Genomic DNA, 17444 nt, shown 5'->3' with positions numbered 1-17444 from the left:
GAGTAGCATGTCACGCTCCACCGCGATCCGGGTCTCACCGTGGAGGCGCCCATGCGCGGTCTGATGTTCGACAGCCAGCTGCTCCTGCACTCGTTCCTGTGGCGTACGGAGCGACTGTTCGCGGACAAGCAGATCGTCACCCGGCTCGGGCCGGCCGAGTACCACCGTTACACCTACCGGGACTTCGGCAAACGGGCCCGCCGGCTCGGCGACGCCCTGCGGACGCTGGGCATCGGGCCCGGCGACCGGGTCGGGACGCTCGCCTGGAACCACTACCGGCATCTGGAGGCCTACTTCGGCGTGCCCGGCATCCAGGCGGTGCTGCACACGATCAACCTGCGGCTCTCCCCCGCGCAGCAGAAGTTCACGATCGACAAGGCCGAGGACCGGCTGCTGCTGGTCGACGTCGACCAGCTCGACCTCGTCGCCGACCTGCTCGACCTGGGCCTGCCCACGGTCGAGGCGGTCGTCGTGCTCGCCGACGAGGTGCCCGCGCACCGGATCGGCATCACCGTGCACTCCTACGAGGAGCTGCTCGCCGCCGCCGACGAGAACGCGCAGTTCGAGGAGTTCGACGAGCACTCCGCCTCGGCGATGTGCTTCACCTCCGCGACCACCGGTGACCCGAAGGGTGTCGTGTACTCGCACCGGGCGATGGTGCTGCAGGCCATGTGCCTGGCGATGCACGACAAGCTCAACATGAGCGAACGCCAGGTGTGGCTCGAGGTCGCGCCGATGTTCCACTGCAACGGCTGGAACATCCCGCACACCGCGCTGCTGCAGGGCGCCACGCTCGTGCTGCCCGGGGCGCACCCCACCCCCGCCGACTACGTCGACATCATCGAGGACCTCGGCGTCACCGGGATGAACGCGGCCGTGACGATCGGGACCATGATCCGCGACGCGGTGCGGGCGGGCGACCGGCCGCGGGACCTGTCGTCACTGTCCACGCTCTGGTTGGGCGGGCAGGCGCCGTCGAAGGCCGTCATGAAGTGGTTCGCCGAGGAGTACGAGTGCGAGGTCATGCAGGGCTACGGCATGACCGAGAACTCCCCGCAGATCTGCTTCTTCGCCCTCAAGTCCACCCTCGACGGCGGCACCGAGGACGAGATCTACGCGCTGCGCCAGACCCAGGGCCTGCCGATCCCGCTGCTGCAGATCAAGGTCGTCGACCAGGCGACCGGCGAGGAGCTGCCGTGGGACGGCGAGAGCATCGGCGACTTCCACGTCCGCTCCCCGTTCACCGCCTCCGAGTACTACAAGGACGACCGCACCAAGGACTCGATCGTCGACGGCTGGCTGCGGACCGGCGACGTCGGCTGCATCGACCCCGAGGGCTACGTGCTGCTCAAGGACCGGTCGAAGGACCTGATCAAGTCCGGCGGCGAGTGGATCTCCACCATCGACCTGGAGAACGCGCTGATGCTGCACCCCAAGGTCGCCGAGGCCACCGTCGTCGGGATCGAGGACGAGAAGTGGCTCGAACGCCCGTTGGCCTGCGTGGTGCCGAGCGACCCCTCGCTCACCCCGGAGGAACTGCGCGAGCACCTGCTCGCCGAGGGCTTCATCAAGTTCTGGATCCCGGACACGTTCCTGTTCGTGCCCGAGGTTCCGAAGACCAGCGTCGGCAAGTACGACAAGAAAGCCATCCGCGGGGTGGTCGCCGACGAGGGGCTGGAGCGGGCAAGGGCGACGCTGGGCGCCGGGTAGCCCCGGCCGGGCGTTCGGCGGGCCTGTCGGCCGGGCGGTCGGGCGGGGTCCTCTCGTCGGGCGATCGGCGGGCCCCCGTCGGGCGATCGGCGGGCCCCGGGGTCGGGCGGGGCGTCCGCCGGTCACCGGATCGGCACCGAGCGCAGCAGTCGCCACCGTGGTGCAGGGCGTTGTGTCGCCCCAGCCGGAACGTCCGGCGGACACCACGAGAGGAACACCGATGTCCACGCTCATCAGCATCCGGCCCGGCCGCACCTTTCCGGCCCCGGAACACCGACACACCTGGTCCTCCGACTCGCACCACCTCGTCTCCGGCGGCCCGGTCAGCTACCGCACGTGCCTGTTCTGCGGGGCCTGGGGGGTCTTCGCCCCGACCGCGTCCGTGGAGGACGGTTGCTGAGGGAGCCCAGTGATCCGGGCACACCGCCCGCTTTGCGAGCACCGCGCGACGAGTTCGGCGTAGGTGCCGTCGCGCTCGGCGCAGCGGGGCGTGAGCACGCCCTTCACCGGCACCTCGGGCGCGGTCGGGCGTGATCGGGTCGCAGTCCTTCGCGAAGCTCCTGAGCGCCACCGACACCGGCAGGTTCCTCGCGGGGAGCGCTCGTCGCCGGCGTGGACGTCGGCGGCACGGTGCTGTGCGCAGGTCTCCGCGCCGCACCTCGTGGGCGCGGTCCTAGGCGAACTGCGCGATCCGCGGACCTTCGCGGGCACCCGTGAGATTCCATGTTCGTGGTCGGGTGCGGGGTGTCTGGTCGGGGTCGATCCAGATCGGGGGGATGAACTCCGGGATCCCGTCGCGTAGTCGCACGACCCAGTCGGTGGTGTGGATCTGGCGGTGGTGGGCCTTGCACAACATCACCAGGTTGCCCAGCGCCGTATGGCCGCCGTGTTCCCAGGGGATCACGTGGTGGATTTCGCACCAGGAGGGTGGGCGATCGCAGCCCGGGTGCGCGCAGCCGCCGTCGCGGGAGGTCACCGCTCGGCGCAGCCCGTCGGGGATCGAGCGGGTGAGCCGCCCGACGTCGAGCGGCTGCCCGGCACCGTCGAGCACCATCGGCACCACCCCGCAGTCACACGCCAGCTGCCGCAGCGCGGTCGGCGAGAGCTGTCCGGCGAACTCCAACATGCCCGACCGGGCGCGCTGTTCGAGGTCCTCGAGGCGGATCTGCACGGTCAAGACCGGGCGGCGCCCGCCGACCGCGGGCAACTCCCCGTGTTCGAGCACCCAGCCGCACACCTCGGCCAGCGCCTCGGCCTGCCGCTCCGCGGCGGGGCGCTCGTCCTCGGCGGTCAGCGGGGCGGCTGTGGCGTCGAGGACCGCGGCGATCGCGTCGAACAGTGCGGCGTCGTCGTAGCGGGCGACCAGCTTTCCGCCGGGCCTGCTCGCGTGGCGGGTCAGGCGCAGTTCGTTGACCTGCGGGGGTGGGGTGTCGTCGGGTTCGGGGCCGTCCTCGTCGAGCATCTCGAGCAGCGCGGTGCCCCATTGCTGCAGCTCGCGTGGGGTGTAGACCGCGGCCGCGTCGGCGAGCTGCACCTCGGCCCCGGCCCAGATTCCCGGGGCCAACCGACCGGCCGGCGGGGAGGCCAACAAGCGGGCGACCACGGCCACGTGCGCCAGTGAGGTGTCCCCGGCGGCGAACACCGCCGCGGTGGCCGACAACTTCGCCGGCAGGACCGCGCCGTCGAGCCCGATCCGCGGGCAGACCGCGTCGGCGACGGTGACCCGTTGGGCCGCGGCCCCGTGGTCGAGGCGCAGCAGATCCTGCAGCGCCCGGGTGGGTGAGGCGTAGCCGTGTTCGGCGAACGTGCCGCGCCGGTCCAGTTCGGCGCATGTCTGCACGCCGAGCTGCTCCAGGCGCCGGGTGACCGATTCGCGTACCCGAAGCGTCTCCACCAGCTCGGCGGCACTTGCGCCCGGTCCGGTCGCGGCGGCGAGCGCGTCGACGGCGTCGTCGAGCAGGCGCCACGCGTCGGCGATCGGGCTGGGGAGCATGCATCGACCCTACTCGAACACAGCTTCGAACACAAGATAAAGTTCGCAGCTCAGAGGCCTACTTTTCGATCCACCGCTAACCCAGAGCACGGGTACGCCAGGCGACTGCCGCGGCGCCGCACGAGCACCCGCGGAAGGACCGACCGCCCGGGAGTCCTGAGAACCGATCACGGAGAACGACCACAAGGCGAACCTCCAGGCCGCGGCACGAACCTCCGGGTCCGACAGCCACCCGGCGCGGACGACCAACGCGACTCCGGAGACGACCAGCCCAGTAGCTGCCGGTCCGGCACGGCCCACGATTCTTGTGTTCAGCACTCCTGCGACGGCGGCAGGCCGAGCGTGGCGAGACCCGCGCGCCGGCGACAGGCGCAAACGACCGGCTCGACACGCCCGCCCCCCACCATCCATCCCCGCGCACCAGCCACAGCTGTTGTGCGGGCCCCGCATCCCTGCGCGAGCGGTTCGGATCCGACACCCACTCCACCTTGTCGTTGGTGACCGAGCCCGAGGCTGGCATTGGGGGCGAGCGACCCACCCCGAGCGACCCACCCCGAGCAACCCACCCGCGGCGCCCGACCCGAGAACCCCTATCCCGGCAGCACCTTCCGCTCCCGCAGCACCCGCAGCCAGTGCCGGAAGGACTCCTCGGTGTCGTAGCAGTCGCCGAAGCCCGCCTGGCGCACCTTGACCGTGCTGACCAGCGCCGGCCGGCGCGCCTCGGTGGCGCCGTGGGCGAAGCAGTAGTCGGCGTAGAAGTGCGACTCCCCGAGCAGCGCGTCGAGCGAGGGCTCGACGAGCCCGTCGCGCTCCGCGATCCCCCGCCAGACGTCGGCGTGCGCGGGCAGGTACTCCGCGAGCCGGACCGGCTCGTCGGGCGCGGGGTCCATGCCGAGCTCGTCGGCGAGCGCCGGCCAGAGGTCGCGCCAGTTGAAGGCCTCGCCGTTGGTGAGGTTGAAGTGCTGGTCGCGCGCGGTCTCGGCGGTGGCGGCCCAGAGCGCGGCGTCGCCGACCAGCCGGACGTCCACGGCCTCGCTCGCGAGGCCGGCCCCGCCCGGGTAGCCGAAGGGCAGGCCGAGCTCGCGGCGCACCGCCGCGTAGACGCCGATCACCGGAGGCAGGTTCATCGCGACCCCCGTCGTCGGGCCGACCACGATCTGCGGTCGCAGGATCGTCCACGCGAACCCGTGCGCCGCGGCCGAGGCGCGCAGGTGGTCCTCCTGCAGCCAGTAGAAGTTCTCGTGCTGGTCCCGCGGCGACCGCTCCCGCGCGGGGATCGGGATCGGGTGCAGGTGCACGCCGTAGGCCTTGGTGCCCTGCAGGAGCGTGACGTGCTCCAGGCCGGGCGCGAGCGGGTCGAGCAGCGCGCGGAACATCGCCAGGTTCGTCTGCATCTGGTCCTGCTCGCGCCAGCCGCGGATCAGCCCCGGCTTCTCGTGCAGCGCGCCGTAGACCAGGTGCGACGGCCGCAGGTCGGCGACCGCCCCGGCCACGGCGTCGGCGTCGGTCAGGTCGACGGCGAGGTGCCGGACCGGGCGCACGGGCGGCCGTCGGGACAGCGCGACGACCTCCCACCCGGCCTCGGCGAACGAGTCGACCGCGGCCTCCCCGACCAGCCCGCTCGCGCCCGCGACCAGCACCGTCCGCCCGCTCATCGGTCCCCCTTCCGCAACCCGCCCACCACGAACTCGGCGTACTCGTCGGCGATCTGGTCGACCACCTGGTCGCCGGCGAGGTCGGGGTCGTACCAGACGGTGATCCAGTTGAGCGCCCCGAGCACCGGCTTGGTCGCCAGCCGCGGGTCGGTCCCGCGCAGCGTGCCCTCCCGCTGGCCCTGCGCGACGACGTCGGCGAAGAGCTGCTCGTACTCGTCGCGCATCACGACGATGTCGTGGAGCGACTCGTAGCGCGGGCCCTGCCCGAGCCGGCGCATCTCCACCGCCTGCACCGCCACCCGCTGGAACGCGTTGCGGGTCATCATCATCGCGGCGTGCCGGCGCACCATCCGTGCCAGCCGTGCGAGGGCGTCGCCGTCCGCCTCGGCCAGCGGCCGGATCTCGGCGAGCAGGTCGCGGATCCCGGTGGACACGACGTCGAGGAAGATGTCGGCCTTGCTCCGGTAGTAGTGGTAGACGCGCCCCTTGGTCGCGTGCAGCTCGTCGGCGATGTCGTCGATGGTGGTGGCGTCGTAGCCGTTGCGGGTGAAGGCCACCGCGGCGGCCTCGAGGATGTCCTGGCGTCCGGGGCCCGCGCCGGAGCGGGAGAGCTCGCGCGTCACCTCCGGGATCCTCGCACGCGCCGCACCAGCGCGTGCCAGATCCCGACGAGCCCGGTCGGCGAGGCCAGCAGCACGACCGCGAGCACACCGCCGAGGACGATCTTGTCCGCGTCCCCGCCGAGCGACGCCAGCTGCTGCTGGCTCGTCAGCAGGGCCGCCCCGACCAGCGGCCCGAGCAGCAGCCGCCGGCCCGGGAGGATCACCGCGGTCAGCATGAAGAGCAGGAACGTCGGCGACAGCAGGTCCGGGCTGACGTAGCTGCGCTGGTAGGCGTAGAGCCAGCCGGCGAGCGCGGTGATCGGCGCGGACAGGACGAAGACCAGCACCCGGGTGCGCCGGACGTCGACGCCCATCGCCGTGGACAGCTCGCCGTTCATCTGCGCCATCAGCGCCGTGGTGCCGAGCCGGGACCGCCGGAACCGCGACACCAGCAGCACGACGAGCACCAGGCAGACCAGCGCGATCGGCCACAGCTCGGCGTTGGTGCGGGCGACGTAGGTCCCGCCGAACGCCGGCAGCTCCAGCAGCGGGACGCCGACGACGCCGTCGGACCCGCCCAGGGCCGTCGTGTTCTGGACGACGGTCAGCCCGATGATCGCCGCCGCGTACGTGACCAGCGAGAAGACGAACTCCCGGGTGCGCAGGGTCGCGAGGCCGAGCAGCAGCGCGAGCACGACGGTCACCACGACGGACGCGAGCAGCGCGGGGATCGGCGACCAGCCGGACCGCACCGCGAGGATCGCCGTCGTGTAGGCACCCGCCGCCCAGAACAGCGTGTGCCCCAGGCTGACCTCGCCGAGGTAGGACAGGACGACGTCGACGCCGTAGGACATGATCGCGAAGATCGCGACCAGCACCACCGTCGTGTAGATCCGGTCCGATCCCCCGAGCAGGGTGGGCAGCAGGTACGCGAGCGCGACCAGGACCACCCAGAGCAGCGCGCGGAGCGGTGTGGGGACGCGCCGCGCGGCCGGTGCGCCCGTCGTCTCGCGGGTCGCGAGGTCGGCGGTCATCGGCGGGCCGCCAGTCCCTGCGGGCGGACCACGAGCACGGCCAGCAGCACGACGAACGCCGCGGCGGTCGAGTAGGCCGGCGGGAAGAACGTCCCGAAGAAGGCCGTGAACAGGCCGAGTCCGATAGCCACGACGAGCCCCCCGACGAGGTTGCCGACGCCCGCGAGCACCACCACGAGGAAGGTGATGATGACCTCCTCGAAGCCCATGGACGTGAGGATGGGACTGCGCGGGCCCACCACCGCACCCGCGAGCGCCGCACAGACCGCCGCGAACACGAACACCGCGAGGTAGACCCGGGCGGCGTTGATGCCGTAGAGCTGGGCGAGCTTCGGGTCCTCCGCGACGCCGCGGACCATCCGGCCCAGGTCGGTGCGGCCGAGGACCACGAACGTCAGCGCGTAGAAGGCCAGGGCCAGCACGACGATCAGCACGTCCTGCCCGGTGAACCGCGCGGCCCCGAGCGCCAGGTCCTGCTGCTGCAGCGGGCTGTCGATCGTCTGCGGGTCGCCGCCGAACAGCAGCGCCGCGCCGCCCTGCAGCAGGTAGCCGAACGCGAGCGTCACCAGCATGAGGTTGACGATGTTCTGGTCGAGCGTCATCCGGGTCATCAGCAGCTGCAGGACCACGCCGAGCAGGGCCACGACCACCAGCGCGACCGGGACGGCGATACCGTAGGGCAGACCGAACCGGCTGATCACGAACCAGGTGACGAACGCGCCGATCATGTAGAGCTGGCCGTGCGCGAAGTTGACCAGGCGGGCGGCGCCGAGCAGCACCGTCCAGCCGACGGCGAGGAGCGCGTAGCCCGCGCCGAGCGCGAGCCCGTTGACCAGGGCGGCGAGGATCACGAGCCCAGCCCTCCGAGGTAGGCCTGGGCGACGCGGGTGTCCTCGCGCATCTGCGCGGCGGTGCCCGAGGCGACGATCCGGCCCTGGTCGAGCAGGTGGAGCCGGTCGGCGACCTCGAGCGCGGCCCGCACGTTCTGCTCGACGAGGAGCACCGACAACCCGTCGTCCACCAGGTCACGGATGTGCGTGAGGACCTCGACGACGAGCCGGGGCGCCAGGCCGACCGACGGCTCGTCGAGGATCAGCAGGCGCGGCGCCGCCCGCAGCGCACGGCCGATCGCCACCATCTGCCGCTCGCCGCCGGAGAGCGTCGAGCAGTGGGCGGCGATCCGCTCGCGCAGCCGGGGGAAGACGTCGAGGACGTCGTCGACCGAGTACGGCCGCCCGGCCGCCTCGCGCGGCGGGCGCACCACCTGCAGGTTCTCCCGGACCGTCATCCCGTCGAACACGCCCTTGCCCTCCGGCACCAGCACCAGGCCGAGCTTGGCGCGGCGGTGGGCGGCGAGCCGGCCGACGTCGCGGCCCGCGAGCACCACGGACCCCGTCACCGTCGGCCGCCCGCGCGACCACCCGGCGACGGCGTCGACCAGCGTCGACTTGCCCGCGCCGTTGGCCCCGGCGACCGCGACGAGCTCGCCGCCGCCCACCCGCAGCGACACCCCGTGGACGGCCAGGCTGTGCCCGTAGCGAACCCGCAGGTCGGCGACGTCGAGCAGCGCGCTCACGCCGTCCGCCCCAGGTACGCCTCGAGCACCCGCGGGTCGCGCTGCACCTCGGCGGGCGGGCCGTAGGCGATCGTCTCGCCGCGGTCGATCACGAGCAGCCGGTCGACGATCTCCATCACCAGGTCCATGTGGTGCTCGATGAGCACGATCGCGAGCCCACGCTCCCGCAGCGCGCGGAGCAGGTCGGCGAGGGCGCGCATGTCGTCGCCGCCGACCCCGGCCGCCGGCTCGTCGACGAGCAGCACCCGCGCCCCGGGGCCGTGCGCCAGGGCGACGGACAGCACGCGCTGCAGGCCGTAGGGCAGGTCGTCCGGGCGGGTGTCGTGGTGGCGCTCGGCGATCCCGAAGTCCGCCAGGAGCGCACGGGCCGCGGCCCGGCACTCCCGCCGCGCCCGGGCCTCCCGCCAGGGCGCGACGATCGCGCCGCCGAGCCCGGTCCCGCGCTCCACCTGGAAGGCCGTCATCGCGTTCTCCAGCACGGTCAGGCCGCCGAAGAACGAGTTCTGCTGGAAGGTCCGGCGCAGTCCGCGCCGCGCCAGCACCTGGGTGGGCACGCCGTCGGTGTCCTCGCCGTGCAGCAGCACCCGGCCGCTGCGCCGCACCACGTTGGTGACCGCGGCGAAGCTGCTGCTCTTGCCCGCGCCGTTCGGGCCGATGACGCCGAGGATCTCGCCGCCGTCGACCGCGAACGACACGTCGTCGAGGGCCTGCAGGCTGCCGTACCGGACCGAGAGACCCTCCGCGCGGAGGGCGGTCACGAGTTCCAGACCTCCGCCGGGACGGGGACCTCGTCGAGGACCTTGACCTTCCCGCCCTCGACCGTGAAGGCGTAGACCTTCGTCTGCATCTGGCCCTTGTCCGTGAAGCTCACGTCGCCCATCACGGTGTCGGTGAAGGTCTGCCCGTGGATGGCGTCCGCCACCGGCTGCCGGTCCAGCGAGCCCGCCTTCGCCACCGCGGCCGCCCACACCTCGACACTCTCCGCGCCGAGCGCGGCGTACTTGTCCGGCGCGTTGCCGGTCTTCTGCCGGAAGGCGTCGGCGAACTTCTGGTTCTGCGGGTAGCCGTTGAACGGCGCGACGTCGGGGAAGTAGATGTCCGCCGAGTACAGCCCGTCGACGGCGGCGCCGCCGGCCAGGTCGATCACCTTCGGCGACACGGTGCCGAGCGCGGCGACGTGCGGCGCCCCGATCCCGGAGCGGGCGTACTGCTGGGCCAGCGCCGGCATCCCGGAGGACTCGGCGGCGTTCGCCGAGAAGACCGCCTGCGGTGCCGCGCCCTGGATGTTCGACAGCGGCACCCGGAAGTCCGTGGCCGAGTAGTCGAAGGTCTGCTCGGAGGCGACCGCGACGCCGGCCGGCTGGAGCTGGGCGCTGAGCAGGGCGCCGAGGTCCTTGCCGTAGGCGTCGTTCTCGAGCAGGTAGCCGACGGACTTCGCCCCGAGGTTCTTCGTCAGGTACTGGCCGGCGACGTAGGCGCCGACCGCGTTGCCGGCGTTGAGCCGGACGGCGTCGGGGTCGGCGTTGCCGAGGATGGTGGCGTTCTGCGGGATCGTGGTGATGTTGAGGATCCCGGCCCGCACCAGCACGGGCTGGATCGCCAGCGTGACCGGCGAGTTCCAGCCGCCCATCACGACGGACACGCCCTCGCTCGCCAGCTGCGTCGCGGCGCTCACACCGTTGGCCGGGTTGCTCTGGTCGTCCTTGGCGACGATCTGCAGCTGCCTGCCGAGGACGCCGCCCTGCGCGTTGACGAGGTCCGCCTGGACCTGGATGGCGTCGAGCACGTCCTGCCCGTTGGGACCCGCCGGCCCGCTCAGCGGCACGATCACGCCGACCTTCACGGGGCCCGACGACGAGCTGCTCGCGCCGCCGGAGCCGCCCGACCCGCCCGTCGGGGCCGAGCCGGAGTTCGCGCACCCCGCCGTCAGGGCGAGTGCGCCGATCAGCGCACAGACCGCCGTCCACACCTTCGTGACACGCACCGGGTCCTCCAGGTCGTCCGTGACCGTACTACTCGGTATGACGGCCCGATGGTCGCCGAGCGACCCGGACAGGTCAAGGCATCCGCATTATCCGTACGGTTGTCCGGTCAATTCCCGGCCGTTCCCGGGATCCGGGCGCGAGGTTGTCCGGTCCACGCCGGCGTCGCACGATGGGGGCATGACGGCTGCTGCGCACGGTGACGGGTCCCCCGTCCCGCATCCCGCGCTGCGGTCGTTCGATCTCGAGCGCTTCTGGCCCTCGCGCCGGAGCCATGCGTTCGACGAGGGATGTCGCTGAGGGCCGACGCGCCCGCCCGGACCCGGGCACCGGTCGTCGCGCCCTGCCCCGACCCCGCCCGAGCGCCCGCGCGACCTGACGCGCATCGCAACCCGCCGGGTCGTCCCGGCCGGTCCGGGGCGGACCGGTGCCCCGGAAGGACCCACCACCGCCCATGTTCGCCCCCGCCCTGCGCCGCCGCGCGTCCGTCCTGCTCGCCGCCCTGGCCGCCGTCGGCCTGGCCGCAGGCTGCTCGCGCGCGCAGGAGAGCACGCCCGCCGCTCCCGCCAGCACCTCCCCCGCGACCGAGCTCCGCCTCGGCTACTTCCCGAACATCACGCACGCGCCCGCGCTGATCGGCGTGGCCCAGAACTACTTCGCCGAGGAGCTGGGCAGCGGCACGAAGCTGACCACCCAGACCTTCAACGCCGGGCCGGACGAGGTGAACGCCCTGCTCGGCGGCTCGCTCGACGTCGCCTTCATCGGCTCCAGCCCGGCCATCAACGCCTTCGCGAAGTCAAACGGCGAGGCCGTCCGGCTGGTCGCCGGCTCCACCTCCGCCGGCGCCCAGCTCGTCACCTCCCCGGACATCACCACGCCGGACCAGCTCAAGGGCAAGATCATCGCCACCCCGCAGGCCGGCAACACCCAGGACGTCGCGCTCAAGAAGTGGCTGAAGGAGAACAACCTCGAGATCGGCGAGGGCCCGGACAAGGTCACCGTCCAGAACATCGACAACCCCCGCACGCTCGATCTGTTCAAGCAGGGCCAGGTCGCGGGCGGCTGGCTGCCCGAGCCGTGGAGCTCGCGGCTGGTCGACGCCGGGGCGAAGGTCCTCGTCGACGAGAAGTCCCTGTGGCCGGACGGCAAGTTCCCGACCACCGTCGTGATCGTCCGCACGCAGTTCCTCCAGGAGCACCCGCAGTCGGTCGAGGCACTGCTGCGCGGTGAGCTGAAGGCCGTCGACTTCGCCACCGCGAACACCGACCAGGCCAAGACGATCACGAACGACTCGATCAAGCAGATCACGAACTCGTCGCTGTCCCAGCCGGTGCTCGACCGCGCCTTCTCCGAGCTCAGCTTCGACAGCGACCCGCTCGCCTCGACCTTCCCCCAGCTGTCCAAGGACAGCGTGACCGCGGGCGCCACGCCGAAGGAGACGAACCTGCAGGGCTTCGTCGACGTGACCGCCCTCAACGCCGTCCGCCAGGCCGCCGGGCAGACCCCCGTCGACGCCGCGGACCTCGACAAGCAGGGATGAGCAAGGTGACTCTCACGGACTCCGGCCCAGGCCTCGCCGAGGTGCGACCCGCTCCGGCGACCACGGCCGTCGACCTGACGGGGGTCGGCAAGACCTTCGGCACCGGCACCGCGGCCGTCACGGCGCTGCGCGGGATCGACCTCCGCGTGGCCCACGGCGAGTTCCTCTGCCTGCTGGGCGCCTCGGGCTGCGGCAAGTCGACGCTGCTCAACCTGCTCGCCGGGCTGGAGAAGCCGACGACCGGCACGGTGTCGGTGACCGCGGCGCGCCCGTCGTTCATGTTCCAGGAGGCCGCGCTCATGCCGTGGCTGACGGCCGCCCGCAACGTGGAACTGCCGCTGCAGCTCGCCGGGCAGGGCCGCGGCGCCCGCCGCACGCGGGCCCGGGAGCTGCTCGAGCTCGTCCGGCTCGACGGCGTGGGCGACAAGCGCCCGCACGAGCTCTCCGGCGGCATGCGCCAGCGCGTGTCGCTGGCCCGGGCGCTCGCCGCGGCCACCAGCACGGAGGGGGACGCCCCCGGCCTGCTGCTGATGGACGAGCCCTTCGCCGCGCTCGACGCCATCACCCGGGACGTCCTGCAGGGCGAGCTGCTCCGGGTGTGGGAGGCCACCGGCACCACGGTGGTCTTCGTCACCCACGACGTCCGCGAGGCCGTCCGGCTGGCCCAGCGCGTCGTCCTGCTCTCGTCGCGGCCGGGCACGGTCGTGCGCGAGTGGAGCGTCGACGAGCACGGGCCGGAGCTGCACGACGAGATCACGGGCCGGCTGCGACAGGTGATCACCAGCCATGCCGCCTGAGCTCGTGGAACACCGCAACACCAGCACGGACACCAACACCGACACCGGCACGGACGACAGCGCGAGGGCGCTCGCCGGGCTCGACGCGCTCGACACCCCGACCGTCAACCGCGTCCCGTGGTGGCGGCGGGCGTCGAGGAGCGTGCTGCCGCCCGTGGTCGCGCTCGTGCTGATCGTGGTGATCTGGCAGATCGTGTGGGCCTCGGCGGTCACGCCGGAGTACAAGCTGCCCGCGCCCGCGGCGGTCTGGGACGAGTTCCTGGGCATCGTCGCCGACGGCAGCATCTGGTCGATCCTGTGGACCTCGATCAGCCGGGCCTTCCTCGGCTTCGCGATCGCGCTCGTCATCGCCACGCCGCTGGGCCTGCTCGTGGCGAAGGTGCCGGTGGTGCGGTCGGCGATCGGGCCGCTGCTGTCCGGCCTGCAGAGCCTCCCGTCGGTGGCGTGGGTGCCGGCCGCGGTGCTCTGGTTCGGGCTGACGGACGCCACGATCTACTTCGTCGTGCTGCTCGGCTCGGTGCCGTCGATCGCCAACGGCCTGGTGGCGGGCGTCGACCAGATCCCGCCGATCCTGCCGCGGGTCGGCCGGGTGCTCGGCGCCCGCGGCCTGGCGAGCGCCCGGCACGTCCTGCTCCCCGCGGCGCTGCCCGGCTACCTGGCCGGGTGCAAGCAGGGCTGGGCCTTCTCGTGGCGCTCGCTGATGGCGGCCGAGATCATCGCCGCCGGGCCGGCCCTCGGCATCGGGCTGGGCGCCTATCTGAAGAACGGCAGCGACTTCAACAACATCGCCGCGGTGTTCTCGGCGGTCCTGCTGATCCTGGTCGTCGGGATCGGCATCGAGCTGCTGGTCTTCCGGCCGCTCGAACGCCGGGTGCTCCGGGCCCGGGGTCTGGCGGGCGCGTAGTCCTGACGCAGTAGGGAGCCATAACGCGCGCCGGCGGAGGCCACGAACGCGTCATGGCTCCATAACGCACTTCCGGCCGGGGCTTCGAGCGCGTTATGGAGCCATGGTGCGAGGTGCGGCCTACTTCGCGTTGAGGGCGAAGTCCTCCGGGATCACCAGGTCGTCCCGGGACAGCTCGTGGATGCTGGACTTGCCCAGCCCGAGCAGCGTCGAGTCGATGCCCTGGCGCAGCACCTCGAGGGTGTTGGTCACGCCGTGCTGGCCCGCGGCGGCCATGCCCCACAGGTAGGCGCGGCCGATCAGCACGGCCTTGGCGCCCAGCGCGAGCGCCTTCACCACGTCCGAGCCCCGGCGGATGCCGCCGTCCTGCAGCACCTCGATCTGGTCGCCGACCGCGTCGACGACCGCCGGCAGCGCGCGGATCGAGGCCGGGGTGCCGTCGAGGTTGTTGCCACCGTGGTTGGACACCGAGATCGCGGTGCAGCCCGCGTCGACCGCCCGGCGGGCGTCGTCCGGGTGCATGATCCCCTTGACCGCGAACGGGCCGTCCCACTGCTCGCGCAGCCAGGCCACGTCCGCCCAGGTCACCGGCGGGGTCTGCATCCACTGGAAGTAGGCGCCGAAGAAGGTCGGCGGCGCCTCGTCGCCGATCGCCAGGTTCGGGGTGGTCAGGTCGGGCAGCGTGCCGGTCTTGGCGAAGTCCCACAGCCAGCGCGGCTTGCGCAGCACCTCGGGCGCGAAGTGCATCGCCGCCTTGAGGTTCACCTTCTCCGGGATCATCGGGGCGTCCCAGTCCCGGGCGGAGTCGAACGACCAGTCCAGGGTCATGATCAGGCCCTTGGCGCCGGCCTTCTTCGCGCGCTCGGCGCGGGCCAGCAACTGGTCGCGGCTGCCCACCCAGTACATCTGGAAGAAGGTCTTGTCGTTCACGGCCGCGACGTCCTCGATCGACCGGCTCGCGAACGAGCTCAGGCCCATCGCGGTGCCCGCCCCGGCGGCGGCGCGCGCCACGGCGACCTCGCCCTCCGGGTACACGGCCTGCACGCCCGTCGGCGAGATGATGACCGGGAACGAGATGTCCTGGCCCATCACGGTGGTCGCCTGGTTCCGCTGGGCCGGGAGGTCGGCGATGCGCGGGCGGAAGCCCAGCTCGCTGAACGCCTCGACGTTGTCGGAGATCGTGAGGCCCTTCTCGGTGCCCGCGACCAGCGCCAGGTACACCGACCGCGGCAGGCGCTTCTTCGCCCTCCGCTGTGCCTCGGCGATCGTCTCGAACCATTGTTTGGTGCTGGCCATCGCGCCTGCCCCTTCGCAGCTCGGATCCGCGTGTCTGCGGTCACCCTACTATTTCGGCACTCGGTGCCAAAGAGGGGTGGGCGAACCCGTCGCGGAGCCCGTCCGACCGGGCAGGACCCCGACTCCTCCGGGCGGCCGGGAGCCGCCGACGAGCCGGAACGGGGAGAACCGCACCCGCGACGACCCGAGAACGCCGACGGCCCGCGACGCGGCGTGCGTCGCGGGCCGTCGGAGACGAGCCTTCTTCAGCCCGTCCTGCGCAGGTGCGGGGCGCGACGCAGGGCCGAGCGGGTGACCGAGAGCTCGTGCGCGACCTCGGCCGCGATGAGCTCGGCGTGCAGGTCGACCTGGGCCGGGTTGCCGGCCAGGGCGCGGTGCCGGGCGACGAGGTCCTCCAGCGCGTCGAGCAGCCGGTCGACGATCTCGGTGCGGCGGTCGTCCCGGGTCGGCTTGGGCAGCCGGACGGTCGGCGGGTCGAGGTTCGCGGCCTGCGCGGGCTGCGCGGCCCGAGGCGCCGGGGTGGCGGCCTCCTCGTCGTGGATCGGGGCGGTCATGTCGTACTCCTACGGACGAACGTGAACGGCGGCGGGATCGGCGAGTGTCAGGTCCCCGGCCCGACACAGGGCGCTCGCGGTCCGCAGATGGTCGACGGGGAGACGACGGCTCAGGAACGGGCGGATCAGGAGGGTGCGCATCGGGATCTCCGGGACGGGCGACGGACGGGGACGGTCAGTGACCGCGACACCACCCGCGCGCGTGGCGACCGTGACGGCAGGGCGAAGGCGGCACGTGCGGCAGCGCTCCCACCTCCCGGGTCACGATCACGGAGTCCAGAGTGCCCGGACCGCCGCGGCTGCGGCAACCGGGTTACGGTCACGGCGGGTCAACATCACATCCGGGCGCCGACGGGAACCATCCGGCGCTCCCGCACGTCCCGGGGTCGTGTCACCGGACGTCGGCCACGAAGAGTGACGTCAGACGCCGGCCGGCGAAGAACTGCCCGCCCAGGCCGACCGTCGCGGTCGCCGCGGGCCCGTGGCCGTAGTGCTCGAACCGCTGCCGGTAGAGCCCGATCAGCCGGGTGTGGTGCTCCGGCGGCCAGAAGATGTTGTTCGCGAAGAAGCCGTCGCCGAAGTAGGCCGCGATCTCGGCGACCTCCGGCATGCGGATCGAGCCGTGCCGGACGAAGGGCGCGACGCCGTCGAGCGGTGAGCGGTCGTCCGGTGTTCCCGGACGGTCGTTCGGGGTCTGGACACGCCAGGACACGCCGTCGCCGGCGTCGGGGGAGGGCCGTTCGCCTCTGCGGGAGGAACAGCCGTCGACCGGTCGTCGAGCCGACCGCACCCCTTCGCTAGCGTTGTGCCGGCAGTCACCCACAGGTGTCGGGGCACGACAGGTGGCGGTGCCCGCTCCCCGGCCCGCTCCCCGACATGCACGAGGAGGCGCTCGTGAGCACGCAGGTCTCGGACGGACTGACGGTCCTGGCCGTCGACGACGAGGAACCGGCGCTTCAGGAACTGGCCCACCTGCTGAACGAGGACCACCGCGTCGGCACCGTGCTCACGGCGCCCGACGCGACCGAGGCCCTCCGGATCCTCGGGAGCCGCCCCGGCGCCGGGCCCGGCGAGTCCGGGGTGGACGTCGTGTTCCTGGACATCCGGATGCCGGGTCTCGACGGGCTGGAGCTCGCCCGGGTCCTGTCGGCCATGGCCGCGCCACCGCCTGTGGTCTTCGTGACCGCGCACGACGACCGCGCAGTCGACGCCTACGAGATCGGCGCGGTGGACTACCTGCTCAAGCCACTGCGCTCCGAGCGGCTCGCCGGGTCGATCGACCGCACCATCGCCACCCGGGCCCAGAGCCGCCCGAGGCCGCCGCAGCCCGCGCCGCACGCCCAGCCCGTGCGACCCGAGCCGCCGGAGGACGAGGTGATCCCGGTCGAGCTGGCCGGCACCACCAAGCTCGTCCCGCGCTCCAGCGTCCGCTTCGTCGAGGCCCAGGGCGACTACGCCCGCCTGCACACCACGGAGGGCGGCCACCTCGTCCGGATCCCGCTGTCCGTGCTCGAGGAGCGCTGGCGCGAGGCCGGGTTCGTGCGGATCCACCGCGCCTACCTCGTCTCGCTGCCGCTGATCACCGAGCTGAGGCTGTCCGGGTCGGGGTACGTCGTGCGGATGGGGCACGGGCCGGGCGCGCCGGAGCTGCCGGTGAGCCGCCGGCACACCGCCGCGCTCAAGCGGATCCTCCGCGGCCGCCCGCCGCGCGAGGAGGGGCCCACGAGCCCGCTCGCGCGCATCCGCTGACCCACACCCTCACCGCACCGGCCGCCCGGCGCGTCCTCGACCGCTGGGCCGA

17 protein-coding genes are annotated in these 17444 nt (G+C 72.7%); 6 read left to right on the top strand and 11 right to left on the bottom strand.

Annotated elements, in window-relative coordinates; genetic code table 11:
- Nucleotides 1-51 precede the first annotated feature (51 nt).
- Both LWC33_RS09010 and LWC33_RS09005 read left to right on the top strand, forming a co-directional pair.
- Nucleotides 52-1710, top strand: coding sequence for a long-chain fatty acid--CoA ligase (locus LWC33_RS09010; protein ID WP_233303796.1), 1659 nt, complete (start codon nt 52-54; stop codon nt 1708-1710).
- A gap of 220 nt (nt 1711-1930) precedes the next feature.
- Nucleotides 1931-2110, top strand: a complete 180-nt coding sequence (locus tag LWC33_RS09005) for a hypothetical protein (RefSeq protein ID WP_233303795.1) — start codon at nt 1931-1933, stop codon at nt 2108-2110.
- A gap of 273 nt (nt 2111-2383) precedes the next feature.
- On the opposite strand, the gene LWC33_RS09000 is transcribed toward LWC33_RS09005, so the two are convergent.
- From LWC33_RS09000 to LWC33_RS08965, 8 genes are all read right to left on the bottom strand, one after another.
- Nucleotides 2384-3703 carry an HNH endonuclease signature motif containing protein gene (locus tag LWC33_RS09000; protein WP_233303794.1) on the bottom strand — a complete coding sequence of 440 codons (1320 nt, stop codon included), beginning with the start codon at nt 3701-3703 and terminating at the stop codon, nt 2384-2386.
- Between the two features lie 590 nt (nt 3704-4293).
- Nucleotides 4294-5358, bottom strand: coding sequence for an NAD-dependent epimerase/dehydratase family protein (locus LWC33_RS08995; protein WP_233303793.1), 1065 nt, complete (start codon nt 5356-5358; stop codon nt 4294-4296).
- Nucleotides 5355-5981: a TetR/AcrR family transcriptional regulator gene (locus LWC33_RS08990; RefSeq protein ID WP_233303792.1), complete on the bottom strand. Its 627-nt coding sequence runs from the start codon at nt 5979-5981 to the stop codon at nt 5355-5357. The genes LWC33_RS08995 and LWC33_RS08990 overlap by 4 nt, the downstream gene beginning before the upstream one ends.
- Entirely contained in the window at nt 5978-6994 is a 1017-nt protein-coding gene (locus LWC33_RS08985; protein WP_233303791.1) for a branched-chain amino acid ABC transporter permease, read from the bottom strand. Before LWC33_RS08985 ends, LWC33_RS08990 begins: the two co-directional genes overlap by 4 nt.
- Nucleotides 6991-7845: a branched-chain amino acid ABC transporter permease gene (locus LWC33_RS08980; protein ID WP_233303790.1), complete on the bottom strand. Its 855-nt coding sequence runs from the start codon at nt 7843-7845 to the stop codon at nt 6991-6993. The genes LWC33_RS08985 and LWC33_RS08980 overlap by 4 nt, the downstream gene beginning before the upstream one ends.
- A complete protein-coding gene (locus LWC33_RS08975) occupies nt 7842-8570 on the bottom strand; it encodes an ABC transporter ATP-binding protein (RefSeq protein WP_233303789.1) in 729 nt (242 codons plus the stop codon). The genes LWC33_RS08980 and LWC33_RS08975 overlap by 4 nt, the downstream gene beginning before the upstream one ends.
- Nucleotides 8567-9328 (bottom strand): ABC transporter ATP-binding protein, encoded by a 762-nt coding sequence (locus LWC33_RS08970; RefSeq protein WP_233303788.1) that lies wholly within the window; start codon nt 9326-9328, stop codon nt 8567-8569. Before LWC33_RS08970 ends, LWC33_RS08975 begins: the two co-directional genes overlap by 4 nt.
- The gene (locus tag LWC33_RS08965) at nt 9325-10554 is read right to left on the bottom strand and encodes an ABC transporter substrate-binding protein (RefSeq protein WP_233303787.1); all 1230 of its coding nucleotides are present in this window, start codon (nt 10552-10554) and stop codon (nt 9325-9327) included. The genes LWC33_RS08970 and LWC33_RS08965 overlap by 4 nt, the downstream gene beginning before the upstream one ends.
- Before the next feature lie 452 nt (nt 10555-11006).
- Here LWC33_RS08965 and LWC33_RS08960 point away from each other — a divergent pair, with 452 nt between their 5' ends.
- The 3 genes from LWC33_RS08960 to LWC33_RS08950 are packed head-to-tail and all read left to right on the top strand — an operon-like array spanning nt 11007 to nt 13793.
- Nucleotides 11007-12092 carry an ABC transporter substrate-binding protein gene (locus LWC33_RS08960; protein ID WP_233303786.1) on the top strand — a complete coding sequence of 362 codons (1086 nt, stop codon included), beginning with the start codon at nt 11007-11009 and terminating at the stop codon, nt 12090-12092.
- Nucleotides 12089-12889, top strand: coding sequence for an ABC transporter ATP-binding protein (locus LWC33_RS08955; RefSeq protein WP_233303785.1), 801 nt, complete (start codon nt 12089-12091; stop codon nt 12887-12889). Before LWC33_RS08960 ends, LWC33_RS08955 begins: the two co-directional genes overlap by 4 nt.
- Complete coding sequence (locus tag LWC33_RS08950) at nt 12879-13793, top strand: ABC transporter permease (RefSeq protein ID WP_233303784.1); 915 nt, start codon at nt 12879-12881, stop codon at nt 13791-13793. Before LWC33_RS08955 ends, LWC33_RS08950 begins: the two co-directional genes overlap by 11 nt.
- 120 nt (nt 13794-13913) lie before the next feature.
- Here LWC33_RS08950 and mftD read toward each other — a convergent pair whose 3' ends face one another.
- The 3 genes from mftD to LWC33_RS08935 form a co-directional block, all read right to left on the bottom strand.
- Nucleotides 13914-15089, bottom strand: coding sequence for a pre-mycofactocin synthase MftD (mftD, locus tag LWC33_RS08945; protein WP_233303783.1), 1176 nt, complete (start codon nt 15087-15089; stop codon nt 13914-13916).
- Nucleotides 15090-15334: 245 nt separating this feature from the next.
- Nucleotides 15335-15643 (bottom strand): hypothetical protein, encoded by a 309-nt coding sequence (locus LWC33_RS08940; protein ID WP_233303782.1) that lies wholly within the window; start codon nt 15641-15643, stop codon nt 15335-15337.
- Between the two features lie 391 nt (nt 15644-16034).
- Nucleotides 16035-16355 (bottom strand): LLM class flavin-dependent oxidoreductase, encoded by a 321-nt coding sequence (locus tag LWC33_RS08935; protein ID WP_372476576.1) that lies wholly within the window; start codon nt 16353-16355, stop codon nt 16035-16037.
- 164 nt (nt 16356-16519) lie between these two features.
- Between LWC33_RS08935 and LWC33_RS08930 the strand changes: the two genes are divergently transcribed.
- Nucleotides 16520-17392, top strand: a complete 873-nt coding sequence (locus LWC33_RS08930; protein WP_233303781.1) for a LytR/AlgR family response regulator transcription factor — start codon at nt 16520-16522, stop codon at nt 17390-17392.
- Nucleotides 17393-17444 lie beyond the last annotated feature (52 nt).

The organism is Pseudonocardia terrae, assembly GCF_021343995.1.
In the GTDB taxonomy this organism is placed as follows: domain Bacteria; phylum Actinomycetota; class Actinomycetes; order Mycobacteriales; family Pseudonocardiaceae; genus Pseudonocardia; species Pseudonocardia terrae.
This window is presented reverse-complemented; position numbering and strand designations above follow the sequence as displayed.

Bases quoted from the DNA above. Each gene is read 5' to 3' on its own strand.
- LWC33_RS09010 (WP_233303796.1), top strand. From the start codon at position 52: ATGCGCGGTCTGATGTTCGACAGCCAGCTGCTCCTGCACTCGTTCCTG.
- LWC33_RS09005 (WP_233303795.1), top strand. From the start codon at position 1,931: ATGTCCACGCTCATCAGCATCCGGCCCGGCCGCACCTTTCCGGCCCCG.
- LWC33_RS09000 (WP_233303794.1), bottom strand. From the start codon at position 3,703: ATGCTCCCCAGCCCGATCGCCGACGCGTGGCGCCTGCTCGACGACGCC.
- LWC33_RS08995 (WP_233303793.1), bottom strand. From the start codon at position 5,358: ATGAGCGGGCGGACGGTGCTGGTCGCGGGCGCGAGCGGGCTGGTCGGG.
- LWC33_RS08985 (WP_233303791.1), bottom strand. From the start codon at position 6,994: ATGACCGCCGACCTCGCGACCCGCGAGACGACGGGCGCACCGGCCGCG.
- LWC33_RS08960 (WP_233303786.1), top strand. From the start codon at position 11,007: ATGTTCGCCCCCGCCCTGCGCCGCCGCGCGTCCGTCCTGCTCGCCGCC.
- LWC33_RS08955 (WP_233303785.1), top strand. From the start codon at position 12,089: ATGAGCAAGGTGACTCTCACGGACTCCGGCCCAGGCCTCGCCGAGGTG.
- LWC33_RS08950 (WP_233303784.1), top strand. From the start codon at position 12,879: ATGCCGCCTGAGCTCGTGGAACACCGCAACACCAGCACGGACACCAAC.
- mftD (WP_233303783.1), bottom strand. From the start codon at position 15,089: ATGGCCAGCACCAAACAATGGTTCGAGACGATCGCCGAGGCACAGCGG.
- LWC33_RS08940 (WP_233303782.1), bottom strand. From the start codon at position 15,643: ATGACCGCCCCGATCCACGACGAGGAGGCCGCCACCCCGGCGCCTCGG.
- LWC33_RS08930 (WP_233303781.1), top strand. From the start codon at position 16,520: ATGCACGAGGAGGCGCTCGTGAGCACGCAGGTCTCGGACGGACTGACG.